The following is a 15,496-nucleotide window of genomic DNA, read 5'->3' as shown; positions in this document are numbered from 1 at the left end:
CCAGGCGAGCGCGAGCAGGACGACGACGCCGAGGCCGCCGAGGACCAGACGGCGCGGATGCTCCGTGCGCAGGCTCCCTCAGCCGCCGGACCAGGCGCCGGGTCGGGGTGGAGCGCCGGCGGCGGCGTACCTCAGGCATGGGCAACGCGCCCTGCACGGGTTTGCGCCCTCCGCCACGGAAGCCCGGTGGTGTTGACTAGGATCACCTCACTTGTCCGTGGCACACGGTACCGACAGCAAGGGTTGGGTCTTGGACTTCAAGCAGTTTCTGGTCGTGCTGCGCCGTCGCTGGTTGAGCGTCCTGCTCATCATGGCGCTCGCGCTCGGTGTCGCCTCGGCGCTCACGTTCACCCGTACGCCGATGTACGAGTCGAAGGCACAGGTGCTCCTGACCGTCGACGTCCGCAACACGACAGACTCCTACGCCGCCAACCTCGCGATCACCCAGCGGGCCGCGACCTACGCGCAGATCGCCAAGAGCACCGAGCTCGCCGGCATCATCATCGACGCCGGCGGCTTCGAGATGAGCCCGGAGAAGCTCGCCTCGCGGATCGCCGCCGAGGTCGTCGAGGGCACCTCGCTCATCGAGTCTGAAGGTGCAGGACGAGAACGCCCGTGAGGCGCAGAAGATCGCCAACGTCACGGTCTCGCAGTTCGCGGACTACATCCAGAACCTCGAGCAGGTGACCGGCTCGGACAACACCGTGCTGGTCAAGAAGACCGACGAGGCGACGTACAACCCCAGCCAGGTCAGCCCGACGGTGCTGCTCAACCTGGTCGTCGCCGCGCTCATCGGCCTGCTCCTGGGCATCGGTCTCGCGGTCACCCGCGAGCCTGCTCGACCGCACGATCCGCACCGCGGACCACGTCGGCGAGTCTCACCGACTCCCCGGTCCTGGCCAGCATCGGCTTCGACAACGACATCCGCTCGGCGCCGCTGCTCACCGACCTGGGCGGCTTCGCCGCACGCACCGAGGCCTTCCGCCTGCTGCGCACGAACCTGCAGTTCATCGACCTCGACCACCAGCCGCGCTGCCTCGTCATCAGCAGCGCAGTGCCGGGCGAGGGCAAGACGATGACGTCGACCAACCTCGCCGTCGCGCTCGCCCAGACCGGCCGCAACACGCTGATCATCGACGCCGACCTGCGCCGCCCCCGGGTCGCCACCACCCTCGGCCTCGACCCGGCGATCGGCCTCACCACCGCGCTCGTCGGCAAGACCGAGATCCACGACGCCATCCAGGTGCACGAGGCCAGCGGCCTGCACGTGCTCGCCAGCGGCGCGAAGCCGCCGAACCCGACCGAGATCCTGCAGTCGAAGATCACCCACGACCTGATCCGGCGGCTGCGCTCGTCGTACGACATGGTCATCATCGACGCCCCGCCGCTGCTGCCGGTCGCCGACGCCTCGGTGCTGGCCAAGGCTGGCGGACGGCGTGATCATCGTCGTGCGCCACGCCAAGACCACCAAGGACCAGGTCAACGAGGCCATCAACCGCCTCAACCAGGTCGGCGCCCGCCTCTACGGCGTCGTGGTCAACATGGTCGCCAAGCGCGCCGTCGGCTCGTATTACTACTACTACTACGAGGAGACCGCGCCGACCGGACGCGGCAAGGGCTCCTCCGGCGGGCGCCGCCGGGCCTGAGGCCGGCCGGGCACAACAGACGCACGAAGGGGCGGGAGATCATCGATCTCCCGCCCCTTCGCCGTTGCGCCGGGGCTCAGGCCTTGCGGACGAACACCATCCAGGTCGGCGCGAAGCGCGGCGGCGTGAGCCGGTCGGCGAGCCTGGGCGGCGCGCCAGGCCGGCTTGGCCGAGCCGAAGTACGTCGGCTCGGAGGCGTGCCCGTAGAGCACCAGGCTCGTGCGCGGAGAACAGCCGTTCCAGGTCCTTGCGGGTGTTCATCGTGTAGCGGACCGGGAAGACGTCCTCGGCCTTGCGGCCGGGCTGCAGCCTGGTCAGCACGCGCGTGTGCAGGTCGTTGGGGACTGCCCGTGCGCCGAGGCCGATGATGCCCCACTTGTTCGGTGTCCGGGCCGCGAACCAGCCGCCGGGCTTGAGCACCCGCATCACCTCGTCGGCGACGACCTGCGCGTCCTCGCGGCCCACGTGCTCCAGCACGTAGTCGGCGATCACGACGTCGAAGGTCTCGTCGTCGTACGGGATCGGGGCGCCGGGCTCGATCAGCCTGGCCTCGGCCAGCGACTCGTTCTCCAGCACCACCGGGTCCACGTCGACGCCGACCACCCGCTCGACCCACTGGTCGATCGCGCGCAGCTTGCGGTGGTACGGCGCCAGCGGCTCGAACTGCCACGCGCCCCGCCCCGCTCCGAAGTCGAGCACCACGCTCGACTCGTCGAGCAGTGCGTTGACCCGCGAGTAGAACTCGACGAAGCCGTCGTACCGGGTGAAGCCCCCGGCCTCGACCTCGGGGTAGAGTCTGCGCTCGCAGGCCCGCGACCTCCTCGCTGGCCCGGTCCTGCTGGATCTCCGGCTGGTTGTCCATTCCCATGCGCCCTTTCGGCCACCGCGGAAAAGGGATCGCGGGGCGGTCCAGACAATATTCGCCGACGCCGGATTTGGGGCGAGAACCCCTGCTATCTTCGCCCGGTGACGACGACCCCCGACGAGCCTGCGCGAGCTCTACCTCGACCTGATGAAGCGCACCCTGACCGGTGCTCTGATGGAGGACAACGACTCGATCCTGGGCGGGGTGCGGACGGCCGGATCGCCGTCCCTGAAGAAGAAGGCGGCCAACGCGGCCGGCTCGCTCGCCCAGCGGTTCGGCTTCGAGATCGCCTACAAGAAGCCCTACGACCCCGCCCTGCGCGAGACCGGCAGCGACTGGCCGGCCCGCTCGGAGTCGATGATCGGCCTCAAGCGGATGCAGAACATCCAGGACGCGATCTCCGCGATCATCGAGGACGACGTCCCCGGCGACCTCATCGAGACCGGCGTGTGGCGCGGTGGCGCCTGCATCTTCATGCGCGCCAACCTCAAGGCCTGGGGCGACACCAAGCGCACCGTGTGGCTGGCCGACTCCTTCCAGGGTCTCCCGGCCCCGAACGTGAAGGACTTCCCGGCCGACCAGGGCGACACCTTCTACCTGCAGACCGGCCTGTCGGTCGGCGAGGCCGCGGTGCGCCACAACTTCGAGCGCTACGGCCTGCTGGACGACCAGGTGAAGTTCCTCGTCGGCTGGTTCAAGGACACCCTGCCCACCGCCCCGGCCGAGCAGTACGCCCTGATCCGCCTCGACGGCGACCTCTACGAGTCGACGATCCAGGCCCTCGACGCGCTCTACCCGAAGGCTCGTCGGTCGGCGGCTTCTGCATCATCGACGACTACGGCACGCTGCCCGACCAGGCCGGCAGGGCGGTGCACGACTACCGCGAGCAGCACGGCATCACCGACGAGATCGTCGACGTGGACGGCAACGGCGCCTACTGGCGCAAGACCGCCTGACGGGACGTGCAGGAATCCCCGGTTACCCGGGGATTCCTACGGTTCTTGACCGTCGCAACGGTCAAGAACCGTAGGAAAACGTCAAGAACCACCCCGCATCGCGTACGCCGAAGGGCCCGGGTCGGTCGACCCGGGCCCTTCGTGCTGCGTTCTGGAGCTGCGCGCCTCAGGCTGGTGAGGCCGCCGTCCACGACCAGCACCTGGCCGGTCATGAACTTGTTGTCCGGCGAGACCAGGAAGGACACCACGCGGGCGACGTCCTGGGCGTCACCGAGCCGCCCGAGCGGCGTACGGCGCTCGATCTGCTTGAGCCTGGTCCTCGTCGAGGCCGTGGCTCATCTCGGTGCGCAGGTAGCCCGGCGCGACGCTGTTGACGGTGATCCCGCGGGAGCCCAGGCTCCCGGGCCAGTGCCCGGGTCATCCCGTCCAGCGCCGCCTTGGTGGCGCTGTAGACCGACAGCCCGCGGTAGCCGGACAGGCCGACCACCGAGGAGATGTTGACGATCGCGCCGCTGCGGCGGGCGAGCATGGTGCGGCTCGCGGTGCGGGTGACGTAGAGCGTGCCCTTGATGTTGAGGTCCACGACGCGGTCGATCATGCCGTCGTCGGTGAGCGCGATCATGCCCTCGCCCGCGACGCCCGCGTTGTTGACGAGGACGTCGATCCGGCCCCAGCGCTGCACGACGTCCTTGACGTAGCGGGTCGCGTCGGCCTCGACCGAGACGTCCGCGGTCTGGAAGGAGAACCGGTCGGGGAACTCCTTCTCCCACGCGTCCACCTGGTCGGTGCGCGAGCGGGAGCAGGTGGCGACGGCGTAGCCCTGCGCGAGCAGGTCCTCGACGATGCCCGCACCCAGCCCGCGGCTGCCGCCGGTGACGAGGGCGACGCGCGCCTCGATCGGCGCCGTCATGCGGCGTTGTAGAACGCCAGGACCTCGCCCACGGTCTCGGGAAGCACGTCGCTGGTCGAGAACGGGTCCGAGCCGAACTCGTCCTCCAGGACGGCCGACAGGCTCGGCGGCCTCCAGGGAGTCGAGTCCAACCCGCCGCCGTACAGGCTGAGGTCATCGGTCAGGCTCGCCGTACTCCTTGTTGGCGCGCTGGAGGAACTCCACGATGACTGCCCGGGCACGGTCCACGGTCACTTCGAATCCTTTCGACACGGTTGAGGTCACCCACCCAACGCGGCGGGCCGGGTCAGGTCACGATGATCGCTCACTTGGTGGCCTTCAGGATGCCGTACCCGAAGGTGCGGTCGTTCCAGAACGCCTCGAGCACCTCGGTCGAGCGGACGTACTCGTCCAGCCCGTCGGCGCCGATCAGCCGGGTGATGTCCTCGGCGTGCTCGTCGCAGTTGGCACGCCACGCCGCGAACGTCGGCAGCGTCTCGTCACTGATGTCGGTGAGGTCGTCCACGGTGAGGCCGACCTCGGTCAGCATCGCGGCGTACTCCTCCAGCGGCAGCATGTGCGCGTCGCCGTAGACGGCCCGGAGGAGGGCGAACTCGTCGCGCCGCTCGCGGACCTCGAGGAAGGGGATCTTGCGGCGGCTGATGATGTCGCAGAGGACCAGCCGGCCGCCGGGGACGAGCACGCGTGCGCACTCCGACAGCAGCGCCTTGCGCTCGCGCATAAGGTGCGAGGACTCCAGCGCCCAGGCCACGTCGAAGGCTGGCGTCGGGCAGGCCGTTGTCGGTGCCGTCGCGCTGCTCGAAGCGGGCGCCGTCGAGCCCGCGCGAGGCGGCGAGGGCGGTCGCGGCGGCCACGCCGGTGCCGCTCGTGGTGATGCCGAGGACCTGCGCGCCGTGCTCCGCGGCCGACTTTGCACGACTGGTGGCCGGTGCCGCAGCCGATGTCGAGCACCCGCTCCCCGGGCTGGATCTCGGCCCGCGCCAGCATCTGCGCGGTGAGCGCGGCGGCGGCGTCGGCGAGACCGATGCCCTCGGGCCGGAAGTAGCCGTAGTGGAACTCCTCGCCCAGGATCAGGCGCCAGGCCTCGTGGACCCGGTCGTAGTGGGCGTCGGGCTGGTGGCTCACGGACGGCCCGGCGTCGCTGGTTCCCATGCTGGTCCCTTCAAAGATCGATAGACTCCCCCGCCGAATCCAACCACTTCCCGAGGGTCTCCATGAGGCGAGTTGCCGCACTGCTCCTGATCTTCCTCCCCCAGCGGCTCAAGCACGCCGTGGCCAACCGTGTGCTCGGCTGGGAGATCCACCCGACGGCGCACATCGGGCGGAGCCTGGTCCTGGCCGGCAAGGTCACCATGGGCCCGGGCGCCCAGATCGGGCCGCTCAACGTGATCCGGGGCCTCGACGAGCCTGCGGATGGCCGAGGGCGCCAACATCTCCTCCCGGAACTGGATCATCGGCGTGCCGTCCTCCTCCGGGCTCTACCCGGACCCCAAGCGCGACCCGTCGCTGGTCATGGGCGAGTACGCCATCATCACCACCGCGCACGAGCTCGACGTCACCGACCGGATCGAGTCTGGGCAAGCAGGCCGCGATCGCCGGCTTCCGCTCCGCGATCCTGACCCACAACCTGAACCTGGTGAACGACCGGTTCGGCAGCAGCAAGGTCACCCTCGGCGACTACGGCGTGCTGATGTCCGGCTGCACGCTGCAGAGCGGCACGAACGTGCCCGCGCGCTCGATCATCTCGGCCGGCTCGGTCGTCGCGACCAGGCTCAAGGCCGAGCCTGACCCTCTACCGCGGCAACCCCGCCGAGGCGGTGCGCGAGCCTGCCGGAGCGGCTGGCCTTCTTCCACCGCGAGGGGCGGCAGGCCCAGATCGAGGCCGAGGTACGACGCTGGCTGGCCAAGTCCTGATCTCCCGGCGCAACCGGCCCTCGGCCCACTAGGCTCACCGCCCATGAAGCGCGCGCTCATCACCGGCATCACCGGCCAGGACGGTTCGTACCTCGCCGAGGCTCCTCCTCAGCAAGGGCTACGAGGTCCACGGGCTGGTCCGGCGCCACTCCACCCTCAACCGGGCGCGGATCGACCACCTGGCCGGCACCGAGAACCTCCACCTGCACTACGGCGACCTCACCGACGGGGTCAGCCTGGTGAACCTGGTGCACGCGATCGAGCCGCACGAGGTCTACAACCTCGGCGCGCAGAGCCACGTGAAGGTCTCCTTCGAGCCTGCCGGAGTACACCGCGTCCACCGACGCCGTGGGCACCTTGCGCCTGCTGGAGGCCATCCGGGCCTCGGGCATCGACTGCCGGTTCTACCAGGCCTCGACCTCGGAGATGTTCGGCGCGACCCCGCCGCCACAGGGCGAGAACACGGTGTTCTACCCCCGCTCGCCGTACGGCGCCGCGAAGGCTCTACTCGCACTGGGTGACGGTCAACTACCGCGAGGCCTACGACCTCTTCGCCGTCTCCGGCATCCTGTTCAACCACGAGTCCCCGCGCCGCGGCGAGTCCTTCGTGACCCGCAAGATCACCCTCGGCGTCGCCTCGATCAAGGCTCGGCATCACCGACCACCTCGACCTCGGCAACCTGGACGCGGTCCGCGACTGGGGCTATGCACCGGAGTACGTCGAGGGCATGTGGCGGATGCTGCAGCACGACGAGCCGCAGGACTACGTCCTCGCCACCGGGATCGGTACGACGGTGCGCGAGTTCTGCCAGGAAGCCTTCTCCCACGCCGGCCTGGACTGGGAGGAGCACGTGCGCTACGACAAGTCCTACGAGCGCCCGACCGAGGTCGACGCGCTGATCGGGGACGCGTCCAAGGCGCGCGACGTGCTCGGCTGGGAAGCCAGGACCGACGCCAAGGCGCTCGCCCAGGCTCATGGTCGACGCCGACATCGAGCAGGCTCGGCCGGCTGGTCCGCAACCGCTCGGAGTGAGCGCCGCCGAGCCGCGGCCCCCCCGGTGGGTTCTTGACGTCTTCCTACGGTTCTTGACCGTTGCAACCGTCCAGAACCGTAGGAATCCCCGGTTAAGCGGGGATTCCTGCACGCCCCGTCAGGAGCGGACCGGCACCTTGCCGGCAGCCTGGCGCTCGCGGGCGTAGGCGATGAAGCCGTCGATGTCGTCGGTCGTCAGCAGCGGGACCGCGGCCTTGACCTCCTCGTCGGGCCAGTCCCACCAGGCGATGTCGAGCAGCGCGGTGATCTGCTCCTCGGTGGCCCGGTAGCGGATCACCCGTGCCGGGTTGCCGCCGACGATGGCGTACGGCGGGACGTCCTTGGTCACGATGGCGTTGGCCGCGACGACCGCGCCGTGCCCGATCCTCACCCCGCTGCGGATGAAGGCGCGCTGGTAGACGACCACGTCGGAGCCGATCCAGGTGTCCGCCGACGGCACCGGGTTGCCGTCCTTGGTGGCCCCGGGCATGCCCCAGTGGATCCGGAACGGGAAGTGGCTGACGGTGTTGTTCGGGTGCTCGCCGCCGAGCATCACGATCGCGGTCTCCGAGACCGGGCTGTACTTGCCGATGGTCAGGCTTTGGTGTTGTCGTGCTCGTAGAACTTGATCGTCGGGATGGCGTAGGAGTGGTCGCCGATCTCGAGCCGGCCCATCCGCTTCAGCCGCGCCGCGACGGCCTGGTTCGGGCCGATGATCGCGTCGTGCAGGCGCAGGAGGTTGAACTTCAGCCACCGGAGCAGGTACATCACCATGGCTCCATCCTTGCGCACCGCCGGGCCGATGCGGAGGGAATCGCGACGACCTTCCGACTTCGGGGGTGGTGCGGGGCGCCACGTCCTATCCTCGTCCCGTGACCGCGCTCCGCAGCACCGGCTACCTCGCCAAGCGAGTCCGCCAGACCCCCGCTCTCTTCCGCAACTTCCCCGCGGTGTTCGCCGACCTGGCCCTGGGCCGGACCCGGCTGGCCCGCCCGGAGATGACCCTCCGCCTGCGCAACGGGCTGACGATCACCACGCCGAACGTCGACGGGGCGCGCTTCCCGGTCTACGAGATCTTCGCCGACGACATCTACCGGATCGAGGCGCTGACCAGCGGCGTCGACGCCGACGCGACGATCGTCGACGGCGGCGGCCAGGTGGGCTGCTTCTCGATGGCCCTGGCCCACGCGCTGCCGGGCGCCAAGGTGCACGTCTACGAGGCGTCGCCGACCAGTGCGTCGTACGTGCGCCGCAACGTGACGGGCAACGGCTTCGGCGAGCGGGTCACCGTGCACGCCAAGGCGCTCGCCGGTGAGGCCGGCGAGTTCACCTTCGTCGACAGCGGCACCGCGAGCAGCCACAACGGGCTGACCGCGCCGGAGGACTCCGGCCAGGAGGTGACCGTCCCGGCGGTGACCTTCGACGACGCGGTGCGCGACGCCGGCGGCTCGGTGCAGATCGTCGAAGCTCGACATCGAGGGCGCGGAGTACGACCTGGTCCTGCAGAGCAAGCCGGAGTCGTGGCGCGAGGTGCGCAAGGTCGTCATGGAGTACCACCCGGTCACCGGCCGCGACGTGCAGGAGGCTCCTCGACTTCTTCGCGACCGTCGGCCTGGTCCCCGAGCGGATCGACAAGATCACCGAGACCGGGCTCGGCACCCTCTGGCTCCACCGCGCGGCGTGAGCCGGGTCCCGCCGCAGCTGCAGCGGTTCTGGCCGCTCATCAAGCGCGGCCACCGGTACGGCGCCCGGGTCGCCGGCGCCGTCGGCCGCCACACCGGCGGCCCGGCCCGCGGCCTGCCCCGGACCGCCTCGCCGACCGCCCGGGAGACGGTGCGCCGCGAGCCGGTCGGCACCCGCTTCCACACCCTCGCGCCGGCGTACACCCTCGACCGGCCGATGCCGGTGGGCGAGCCGGCCGGCCACCCGTACTTCGCCGCCCGGTCGCGGCAGGAGGTGCCGGAGCGCTTCGTCCTCGACCTGCGCGACGGGCTGCTGCTGGGCCGGCACCTGGCGACGGTGACCGCGGGCGGCATCCTCGACAGCGAGACCAGCCACTACTGGGGCATCTCCGGCTGGCGCGAGCACCCGGTCTTCTGGAACCCCTGGCCCGCCAGGGTGCGCCACGTCGAGGGCACGGTCGGCACGCTCTCGGCCCGCGGCACGGGCGGCAACTACTACCACTTCCTCATCGACGCCCTGCCCCGGTGGGAGGCCGTGCGCACGGTGCTCGGCGGCGCGGACCCGGACTACTGGGTCCTCGACCACGCCACCCGCTACGAGAAGGCCTACGTCGAGCCTGATGGGCATCGACCCGGCGCGGATCATCACGCCCGGTCCCGGCTTCGCGCTGCGGGCGGACCGGCTGCTCGTGCCCTCGCTGCCGAACGTGGAGACCCTGGTCGAGCCCGGGACGACGACCTGGCTGCGCGAGCGCTTCCCGGCCGGCGACCTGAGCGGGCTGCCCGAGCGGATCTACGTCACCCGGGGCGAGGTGCCGAACACCCGGCGCGTGGTGGGCGAGGACCGGCTGTTCGCGGCTCTCGCCGACCGCGGCTTCGCGAAGGTCGACCCGGGTGCGCTGAGCGTGCAGCAGCAGATCGACCACTTCGCCGCGGCGCGGGTGATCGTCTCCCCGCACGGAGCGGCCCTGACGAACCTGAGCTTCTGCCGGCCCGGCGTACGGCTGCTGGAGTCTGTTCGCCCCCGGCTACGTCAACGGCGGCTACTGGTCGATCACGGGCAACATCGCGGACTCTCGCTACCGCTACCTCCTCGGCGACGGCGACCCCGGCCGCACGACCCCCGGCGCCGAGCCGGTCATGCAGGACATCGAGGTCGATCCGCGTCGGGTGCTGCTGGCACTCGACGCCCTGGAAATGTGAGCATTTCCGGTACCCAAGACGCCGCGTGACGCAAGATGGACGCAGTCGTTGGACCGGCACATCGCTGGGGGGCGACCGACACCGAATCCTTGGAGGAGACAGCATGAACGCGGGCCCAGTAGACGTCCTCGTCGCCGGCGGCGGCGGCTTCATCGGAGGTCACCTGGTCGCCGATCTCCTGGCGCAGGGCAAGACCGTGCGCTCGGTCGACGTCAAGCCTCTCGACGAGTGGTACCAGGTCCACCCGGACGCCCAGAACAGCGTCGGCGACCTCTCCCTGCTCGACCAGGCCGAGGCCGCGACCCAGGGTGCGCGCGAGGTCTACATGCTCGCCGCCGACATGGGCGGCATGGGCTTCATCGAGAACAACAAGGCGCTGTGCATGCTGACGGTGCTGACCAGCACCCACATGCTCCAGGCCGCGCAGAAGCACGACGTGGAGCGCTACTTCTACTCCTCCTCCGCGTGCGTCTACGCCGCCGACAAGCAGACCGACCCCTCGGTCACCGCGCTCAAGGAGTCCGACGCCTACCCCGCCATGCCGGAGGACGGCTACGGCTGGGAGAAGCTCTTCTCCGAGCGGATGGCCCGCCACTTCCGCGAGGACTTCGGCCTCACCACCCGGATGGCGCGCTACCACAACGTCTACGGCCCCGAGGGCACCTGGACCGGCGGTCGCGAGAAGGCCCCCGCCGCGGTGTGCCGCAAGATCGCCGAGGCCGTCATCTCCGGCAAGCACGAGTCTGGAGATCTGGGGCGACGGCGAGCAGACCCGCAGACTTCATGTACATCGACGACTGCGTGAAGGGCTCGCAGATGATCCTGGCGAGCGACCACGTCGAGCCGATCAACCTGGGCTCCGCCGAGCCTGGTCTCCATCAACCAGGCTCTACTCCATCGTCGAGGACATCGCCGGCATCAAGTGCGAGCGGAAGTACGACCTCAGCGCACCCCAGGGCGTGCGCGGGCGCAACTCCGACAACACCGAGATCAACGAGGTCTTCGGCTGGGAGCCGTCGATCAGCCTGGCCGACGGCCTGGCCAAGACCTACGCGTGGGTCTACGACCAGGTCAAGCGCGCCCAGGGCTGATGCGGGTCCTCGTCCACGACCACAGCGGGCACCCCTTCCAGGCCGAGACTCAGCCGTGAGCCTGGCCCGGCGCGGCCACGACGTCACCCACTCCTACGTCGCGGGTTACGTCTCCGGCAAGGGCGAGGCTCGAGGCCGGCCCCGAGGAGACGATCGTCTTCGAGGGGATCGGCGGCAGCAAGCAGATCGACAACCAGCGGATGCTCCAGCGCCTCGTGCGCGAGACGTCACGGGGCTTCGGTTCGGTGCGCCACGTCCGCAAGGTGGATCCCGACGTCGCGATGATGTCGAACGTGCAGATCCCGACCCTGGTGATCTTCGCGTTCTTCATGGCGGTGCTGCGCCGTCCCTGGGTGCTGTGGCACCAGGACGTGTACGCCGTCGCCGTCCGCTCCTTCGCCGGCAGCAAGGCTGCCCAAGCGGTTCGCGGTGGTGGCCTGGGCCTTCGAGGTCGCCGAGCGCTGGTGCTCGCGCCGGGCCGCGGCCATCGTCGTGATCGCGCCCTCCTTCGTGCCGGTGCACGAGAAGTGGGGCACGGCCGACAAGGTGAGCGTGATCCCGAACTGGGCGCCGCTGGACGAGATCGTGCCGACCGAGCGCAAGAACGACTGGGCGACCGAGCACGGCCTCGACGACGTCCAGACCCTCGTCTACTCCGGCACGCTCGGCCTCAAGCACAACCCGGCGCTGCTGGTGCGCCTGGCCAAGGCGACCATCGACGCCGGCCGCCCGGTGCGCCTGGTGGTGGTGAACTCCGGCCCCGCGGTCGACGTCCTGAGGGACGAGGCGGCGCGGCTCGGCGTCGAGGTGACCCTGCTGCCCTTCCAGCCCTACGAGCGGCTGCCGGAGGTGCTCGGCACGGGCGACCTCCTGGTCGTGCTCCTGGAGCAGGAGGCGGGCGCCTTCTCGGTCCCGTCCAAGACGCTGTCCTACCTGTGCGCGGGCCGTCCGGTGCTCGGGCTGATGCCCTCGGAGAACCTCGCCTCGGCGCTCGTCGGCCGCGCGGGTGGAAAAGTTCTCCCGCCGTCCGACGTCTCTTTGCCCGAGGCGGGCCGGTGGATTGCTAACGTCCTGGGGGACGACGAGGCTCAGGGTGGAGCTCGGGGAGGCCTCGCGGGACCTCGCGGAGCAGGAGTTCGCGCTCGAGAGACTGGCCTCCCGGTTCGAACAGCCTTCTCAGGCTCGACGGCTCGACGGTAAACCGTTTCCGAACTTCTGGATGTAACACGTATCTCTTTCTGCGCTCGCTCGTTGGCTTGCATGAGCGGGTGTCCCCCATCCCGCCGATTGGGTGACCTGGGGCTCGGCTTGGTCCTCGACAGGAGGTTTGCAGGCTTGCGAAAGCGCGTTTTCGACGTCGTCGTCATCTGCCTCGCCGCCATCGTGTGGATGCCGGTGGTGGCCGTGTCGGCCCTCGCCGTCCTGATCTTCTCCGGCCGCCCGATCTTCTACCGCTCGCGCCGCTGGGTCGGCGCGGGCACGGTCATCGAGATGGTGAAGCCTGCGGGTCATGATCCGCGACGCCAACAAGGTGGTCGCCCCGATCGAGGCCGGCCGGTTCCTCAACACACCCGCGGACTCCCCGCTCTACACCCCGGTCGGCCGGATCCTCGACGGCCTCGGCCTCAACGAGATCCCGCAGTTCATCCACGTGCTCAAGGGCGAGATGAGCATCGTCGGCGCCCGGCCGCTCACCGACGTCGTCCGCGACGCGCTGATGGAGCAGCACGAGGACCTGGACGGCCGCTGGGAGACCCCGGCGGGCCTGACCGGCCTCCCGCAGGCTCGTCGGCCGCCGGGACCTCACCGATGCCCAGCGGCTGCAGGCTGGAGGCGTCCTACGCCCGGCGCACCGCGGCGAAGCCGAGCATCCGCCTGGACTTCATGATCCTGCTCAACACGGTGCTCATCACCTTCGGGATCCGCAAGCCGATGACGTACGACGCCGCGCTGGAGTCTGGCCGAGGGCCGCAAGACCCGGGTGCGTCAGGCTCCGGGCGCAGTCCTACCCGGCCGCCGCCACGGACGCCGACGCCGTCGCCTGACAGACTCCTCGGGTGGAGTCACCGCGCGCGCTGGTCACCGGCATCACCGGCCAGGACGGCATCTACCTGGCCCGGCACCTGCTCGCCGCGGGCTGGCAGGTCACCGGCACCTGCTCCCCCGGCTCGGCTGCCACGGAGCGGGCCGCGCACTACGTCCCCGCGGCGCGGGTGCTGCCCGTCGACCTGCGCGACGGTGAGGCGATGGCGGCGCTGCTCGACGCCGAGCAGCCCGACCACGTCTACAACCTCGCCGCGCTGACCTCGGTGGGCCGGAGCCTGGTCGGAGCCGGAGGACACCGCGGCGACGAACGGCACGGCCGTCGTAGGGCTGCTGGACGCGGCGGTCCGGATGCAGGAGCGGCGCGGGCGCGAGGTCCGGTTCTTCCAGGCCTCCTCGGCCGAGGTCGGCGGCACCGCCGCGGACAGTCCCTACGCGCGGGCCAAGGCCGAGGCCGAGCAGGCCGTCGTGGAGCACCGCGAGCAGGACGGGCTGTTCGCCTGCTTCGCGGTGCTGCACAACCACGAGAGCCCGCTGCGCAGCACTGCCTTCGTCACCCGCAAGATCACCCGCGGCGCCGCCCGGATCGCGGTCGGCGCCGAGCGCGAGCCTGGTCCTGGGCAACCTGGACGTGAGCCGGGACTGGGGCTTCGCCGGGGAGTACGTCGACGCGATGCACCGGATGCTCGGCACGGACAGCCCCGTCGACCTGGCGATCGGCACCGGCGTCGCGCACACCCTCGGCGACCTGATCGTGGCCGCCTTCGCCGCGGTCGGGATCGACGACCCGTGGCCGCACGTGCGCCAGGACCCGGCGCTGCTGCGCCCGGCCGACACCGCGCACATCGTCGCGGACCCCGAGCCCGCCGCGGCCGCGCTCGGGTGGCGGGCGAGCGTCACGTTCGCCGAGCCTGGTCGAGCACATGGCCCAGGTGGACCTGGCCCGGGCCCGCAGCGGCGTCGAGGACGCCGCCGACTACCTGCTGCCCTCAGCGCCCGTCCGCGGCCAGTGAGTCGCGCACCGCGGCGGCGGTCGCCTCCCAGGTGAAGTCCGCGATGTGCGCCTGACCCGCGGCCAGGCTCCTCGGGGGTGCGGGCCAGCGCGCGGCCGATCGCGCCGGCGAGGTCCTCGGCGCTCGTGCTCGCGGCCACCGCGGCGTGCCCCCCCGGTCACCTCGGCCAGTGCCTCGTCGGCGGAGACCACCAGCGGGATGCCCAGGCGCAGCGCCTCGGCCGCCGGCAGCCCGAATCCCTCGAAGTCGGAGGGGAACACGATCAGCCCCGCACCGGCGAAGCAGCGCTGGAAGGCGTCGTCGTCGAGCCAGGGCATCAGGCTCCACGCGGTCCGCGATGCCGAGCCGCGCGATCTCCTCCCTCCACGGCCGGGCGGCCGGCCTTGCCGAGGCCCACCACCCGCAGGGTCATGTCCTCGTTGCTCGCGCAGAACCGGGCCCAGCCGGCCAGCACCGCACCGGCGTTCTTGTTGGAGAAGTGCCCGAACGTCAGGGCGTACGGCGGGACCGCGCGCTCCGTCGGCGGCCAGGCGTCCACGTGGTCGGCGCCCAGGCGGGCGACCACGCCCTTGCGGGCCGGCGCCGGGTGGAGGCGGCGCAGGTCGTCGTACGTGCGCCGGGAGATGCAGAAGATGTGGTCGGTGTTGCGCATCGCCAGCCCCCAGGAGACCCGGCGGGCGGCGCGGCGGCTGCGCGGGAACTGGTGGGGCCGCAGGCTCGTGGCGGAAGTCGTACATGATCAGCCCGTGCGGGCAGCCCGGCGGCACCAACGCGCTCGCCGGGACGCCCGAGAGCACGGCGTCGGCACCCAGCCGGCGCGCTTCGCGTCGTACGGCGAAGGAGCGGAGCCAGGCCGTGCGCAGCCGCCCGCCCGCGGGGGCCTCCACCTGGACGACCTCGGCGCCCGGCGGCGCGGTGAGCTCGAGGTCACCGTCGGCGAGGACGGTGATCCGGTCCGCGGGCGCGAGCCGCGCCCAGCCGTGGAGCAGGTGCTCGACCACGATGCCGGCGCTGCCGGCCCGGACCGCGAGTGCGTCGACGACAAGGTGCACGGCGCGACCCTATCGGCAGCGGACCTGCCGGGTCCGCGGAACCGGCTCCACACGAGCGAGGCGACCGATAGGCTGCGCACGCAGGAAT

The 15,496-nt window shown here is 70.8% G+C and carries 23 protein-coding genes and 3 pseudogenes; 18 read left to right on the top strand and 8 right to left on the bottom strand.

Annotated elements, in window-relative coordinates; translation table 11 throughout:
- The first annotated feature begins 250 nt into the window (after positions 1–250).
- The 3 genes from G5V59_RS28130 (at position 251) to G5V59_RS28120 (ending at position 1,646) form a co-directional block, all read left to right on the top strand.
- On the top strand, positions 251–619 hold the full coding sequence (locus G5V59_RS28130; RefSeq protein ID WP_278258700.1) for a Wzz/FepE/Etk N-terminal domain-containing protein: 369 nt from the start codon (positions 251–253) through the stop codon (positions 617–619).
- Positions 597–1,079, top strand: coding sequence for a hypothetical protein (locus tag G5V59_RS28125; protein ID WP_278258699.1), 483 nt, complete (start codon positions 597–599; stop codon positions 1,077–1,079). The genes G5V59_RS28130 and G5V59_RS28125 overlap by 23 nt, the downstream gene beginning before the upstream one ends.
- Positions 1,080–1,436: 357 nt before the next feature.
- Entirely contained in the window at positions 1,437–1,646 is a 210-nt protein-coding gene (locus G5V59_RS28120) for a hypothetical protein (RefSeq protein WP_278258698.1), read from the top strand.
- 39 nt (positions 1,647–1,685) lie between these two features.
- Here the strand turns inward: G5V59_RS28120 and G5V59_RS28115 are convergent, their stop codons facing one another.
- Positions 1,686–2,366, bottom strand: coding sequence for a class I SAM-dependent methyltransferase (locus G5V59_RS28115; RefSeq protein WP_341351322.1), 681 nt, complete (start codon positions 2,364–2,366; stop codon positions 1,686–1,688).
- A gap of 268 nt (positions 2,367–2,634) precedes the next feature.
- On the opposite strand from G5V59_RS28115, the gene G5V59_RS28110 reads away from it, so the two are divergent.
- Complete coding sequence (locus tag G5V59_RS28110) at positions 2,635–3,516, top strand: TylF/MycF/NovP-related O-methyltransferase (RefSeq protein WP_278260106.1); 882 nt, start codon at positions 2,635–2,637, stop codon at positions 3,514–3,516.
- A 159-nt stretch (positions 3,517–3,675) separates the two neighbouring features.
- On the opposite strand, the gene G5V59_RS28105 is transcribed toward G5V59_RS28110, so the two are convergent.
- The 4 genes from G5V59_RS28105 to G5V59_RS28090 form a co-directional block, all read right to left on the bottom strand.
- Positions 3,676–4,377 carry an SDR family oxidoreductase gene (locus G5V59_RS28105; protein WP_278258697.1) on the bottom strand — a complete coding sequence of 234 codons (702 nt, stop codon included), beginning with the start codon at positions 4,375–4,377 and terminating at the stop codon, positions 3,676–3,678.
- Complete coding sequence (locus tag G5V59_RS28100; RefSeq protein WP_278258696.1) at positions 4,374–4,598, bottom strand: hypothetical protein; 225 nt, start codon at positions 4,596–4,598, stop codon at positions 4,374–4,376. Before G5V59_RS28100 ends, G5V59_RS28105 begins: the two co-directional genes overlap by 4 nt.
- An 83-nt stretch (positions 4,599–4,681) precedes the next feature.
- A complete protein-coding gene (locus G5V59_RS28095) occupies positions 4,682–4,933 on the bottom strand; it encodes a hypothetical protein (RefSeq protein ID WP_278258695.1) in 252 nt (83 codons plus the stop codon).
- Positions 4,900–5,502, bottom strand: coding sequence for a class I SAM-dependent methyltransferase (locus tag G5V59_RS28090; protein ID WP_278258694.1), 603 nt, complete (start codon positions 5,500–5,502; stop codon positions 4,900–4,902). The genes G5V59_RS28095 and G5V59_RS28090 overlap by 34 nt, the downstream gene beginning before the upstream one ends.
- 146 nt (positions 5,503–5,648) lie before the next feature.
- Here G5V59_RS28090 and G5V59_RS28085 point away from each other — a divergent pair, with 146 nt between their 5' ends.
- The 5 genes and pseudogenes from G5V59_RS28085 to G5V59_RS28065 all read left to right on the top strand — a co-directional run bounded on the left by G5V59_RS28085 (position 5,649) and on the right by G5V59_RS28065 (position 7,361).
- Positions 5,649–5,996 (top strand): hypothetical protein, encoded by a 348-nt coding sequence (locus G5V59_RS28085; protein ID WP_278258693.1) that lies wholly within the window; start codon positions 5,649–5,651, stop codon positions 5,994–5,996.
- A gap of 429 nt (positions 5,997–6,425) precedes the next feature.
- Positions 6,426–6,554, top strand: a pseudogene (locus G5V59_RS28080) (GDP-mannose 4,6-dehydratase); the annotation flags it as partial.
- An 85-nt stretch (positions 6,555–6,639) separates the two neighbouring features.
- A pseudogene (locus tag G5V59_RS28075) lies at positions 6,640–6,738 on the top strand (GDP-mannose 4,6-dehydratase); the annotation flags it as partial.
- Positions 6,739–6,808: 70 nt separating this feature from the next.
- Positions 6,809–6,889: pseudogene (locus G5V59_RS28070) on the top strand (GDP-mannose 4,6-dehydratase); the annotation flags it as partial.
- A 55-nt stretch (positions 6,890–6,944) separates the two neighbouring features.
- A complete protein-coding gene (locus G5V59_RS28065) occupies positions 6,945–7,361 on the top strand; it encodes a GDP-mannose 4,6-dehydratase (protein WP_341351321.1) in 417 nt (138 codons plus the stop codon).
- An 81-nt stretch (positions 7,362–7,442) separates the two neighbouring features.
- On the opposite strand, the gene G5V59_RS28060 is transcribed toward G5V59_RS28065, so the two are convergent.
- Both G5V59_RS28060 and G5V59_RS28055 read right to left on the bottom strand, forming a co-directional pair.
- Positions 7,443–7,877: a CatB-related O-acetyltransferase gene (locus G5V59_RS28060; RefSeq protein WP_278258692.1), complete on the bottom strand. Its 435-nt coding sequence runs from the start codon at positions 7,875–7,877 to the stop codon at positions 7,443–7,445.
- A 41-nt stretch (positions 7,878–7,918) separates the two neighbouring features.
- Positions 7,919–8,098 (bottom strand): hypothetical protein, encoded by a 180-nt coding sequence (locus G5V59_RS28055; RefSeq protein ID WP_278258691.1) that lies wholly within the window; start codon positions 8,096–8,098, stop codon positions 7,919–7,921.
- A 98-nt stretch (positions 8,099–8,196) separates the two neighbouring features.
- Here G5V59_RS28055 and G5V59_RS28050 point away from each other — a divergent pair, with 98 nt between their 5' ends.
- The 9 genes from G5V59_RS28050 (at position 8,197) to G5V59_RS28010 (ending at position 14,391) form a co-directional block, all read left to right on the top strand.
- The gene (locus G5V59_RS28050; protein ID WP_278258690.1) at positions 8,197–9,627 is read left to right on the top strand and encodes an FkbM family methyltransferase; all 1,431 of its coding nucleotides are present in this window, start codon (positions 8,197–8,199) and stop codon (positions 9,625–9,627) included.
- The gene (locus G5V59_RS28045; RefSeq protein ID WP_278258689.1) at positions 9,627–10,238 is read left to right on the top strand and encodes a glycosyltransferase family 61 protein; all 612 of its coding nucleotides are present in this window, start codon (positions 9,627–9,629) and stop codon (positions 10,236–10,238) included. The genes G5V59_RS28050 and G5V59_RS28045 overlap by 1 nt, the downstream gene beginning before the upstream one ends.
- Before the next feature lie 74 nt (positions 10,239–10,312).
- The gene (locus G5V59_RS28040; RefSeq protein WP_278258688.1) at positions 10,313–11,014 is read left to right on the top strand and encodes an NAD-dependent epimerase/dehydratase family protein; all 702 of its coding nucleotides are present in this window, start codon (positions 10,313–10,315) and stop codon (positions 11,012–11,014) included.
- A gap of 154 nt (positions 11,015–11,168) precedes the next feature.
- Positions 11,169–11,300 carry a hypothetical protein gene (locus G5V59_RS28035; protein ID WP_278258687.1) on the top strand — a complete coding sequence of 44 codons (132 nt, stop codon included), beginning with the start codon at positions 11,169–11,171 and terminating at the stop codon, positions 11,298–11,300.
- A gap of 55 nt (positions 11,301–11,355) precedes the next feature.
- Entirely contained in the window at positions 11,356–11,796 is a 441-nt protein-coding gene (locus tag G5V59_RS28030) for a hypothetical protein (protein ID WP_278258686.1), read from the top strand.
- Positions 11,730–12,500: a glycosyltransferase gene (locus G5V59_RS28025; protein ID WP_278258685.1), complete on the top strand. Its 771-nt coding sequence runs from the start codon at positions 11,730–11,732 to the stop codon at positions 12,498–12,500. Before G5V59_RS28030 ends, G5V59_RS28025 begins: the two co-directional genes overlap by 67 nt.
- A gap of 310 nt (positions 12,501–12,810) precedes the next feature.
- Entirely contained in the window at positions 12,811–13,188 is a 378-nt protein-coding gene (locus G5V59_RS37845; protein WP_341351051.1) for a sugar transferase, read from the top strand.
- 169 nt (positions 13,189–13,357) lie between these two features.
- Positions 13,358–13,978 (top strand): GDP-mannose 4,6-dehydratase, encoded by a 621-nt coding sequence (locus G5V59_RS28015; protein ID WP_278258684.1) that lies wholly within the window; start codon positions 13,358–13,360, stop codon positions 13,976–13,978.
- Positions 13,975–14,391: a GDP-mannose 4,6-dehydratase gene (locus G5V59_RS28010; protein WP_278258683.1), complete on the top strand. Its 417-nt coding sequence runs from the start codon at positions 13,975–13,977 to the stop codon at positions 14,389–14,391. The genes G5V59_RS28015 and G5V59_RS28010 overlap by 4 nt, the downstream gene beginning before the upstream one ends.
- On the opposite strand, the gene G5V59_RS28005 is transcribed toward G5V59_RS28010, so the two are convergent.
- Positions 14,320–15,408 (bottom strand): glycosyltransferase, encoded by a 1,089-nt coding sequence (locus G5V59_RS28005; RefSeq protein ID WP_278258682.1) that lies wholly within the window; start codon positions 15,406–15,408, stop codon positions 14,320–14,322. The two genes, G5V59_RS28010 and G5V59_RS28005, sit on opposite strands and share 72 nt — an antisense overlap.
- Positions 15,409–15,496: the final 88 nt, after the last annotated feature.

The sequence above is a fragment of the Nocardioides convexus genome, from assembly GCF_011090295.1.
The sequence above is the reverse complement of the archived record's forward strand: the minus strand, read 5'-3'. Positions and strand labels throughout refer to the sequence as shown.

What these genes read in the sequence shown, in the direction of transcription:
- G5V59_RS28105 (WP_278258697.1), bottom strand. Translation starts at nt 4,377, where the DNA reads ATGACGGCGCCGATCGAGGCGCGCGTCGCCCTCGTCACCGGCGGCAGC.
- G5V59_RS28095 (WP_278258695.1), bottom strand. Translation starts at nt 4,933, where the DNA reads ATGCTGCCGCTGGAGGAGTACGCCGCGATGCTGACCGAGGTCGGCCTC.
- G5V59_RS28060 (WP_278258692.1), bottom strand. Translation starts at nt 7,877, where the DNA reads ATGCTCGGCGGCGAGCACCCGAACAACACCGTCAGCCACTTCCCGTTC.
- G5V59_RS28055 (WP_278258691.1), bottom strand. Translation starts at nt 8,098, where the DNA reads ATGGTGATGTACCTGCTCCGGTGGCTGAAGTTCAACCTCCTGCGCCTG.
- G5V59_RS28045 (WP_278258689.1), top strand. Translation starts at nt 9,627, where the DNA reads ATGGGCATCGACCCGGCGCGGATCATCACGCCCGGTCCCGGCTTCGCG.
- G5V59_RS28040 (WP_278258688.1), top strand. Translation starts at nt 10,313, where the DNA reads ATGAACGCGGGCCCAGTAGACGTCCTCGTCGCCGGCGGCGGCGGCTTC.
- G5V59_RS37845 (WP_341351051.1), top strand. Translation starts at nt 12,811, where the DNA reads ATGATCCGCGACGCCAACAAGGTGGTCGCCCCGATCGAGGCCGGCCGG.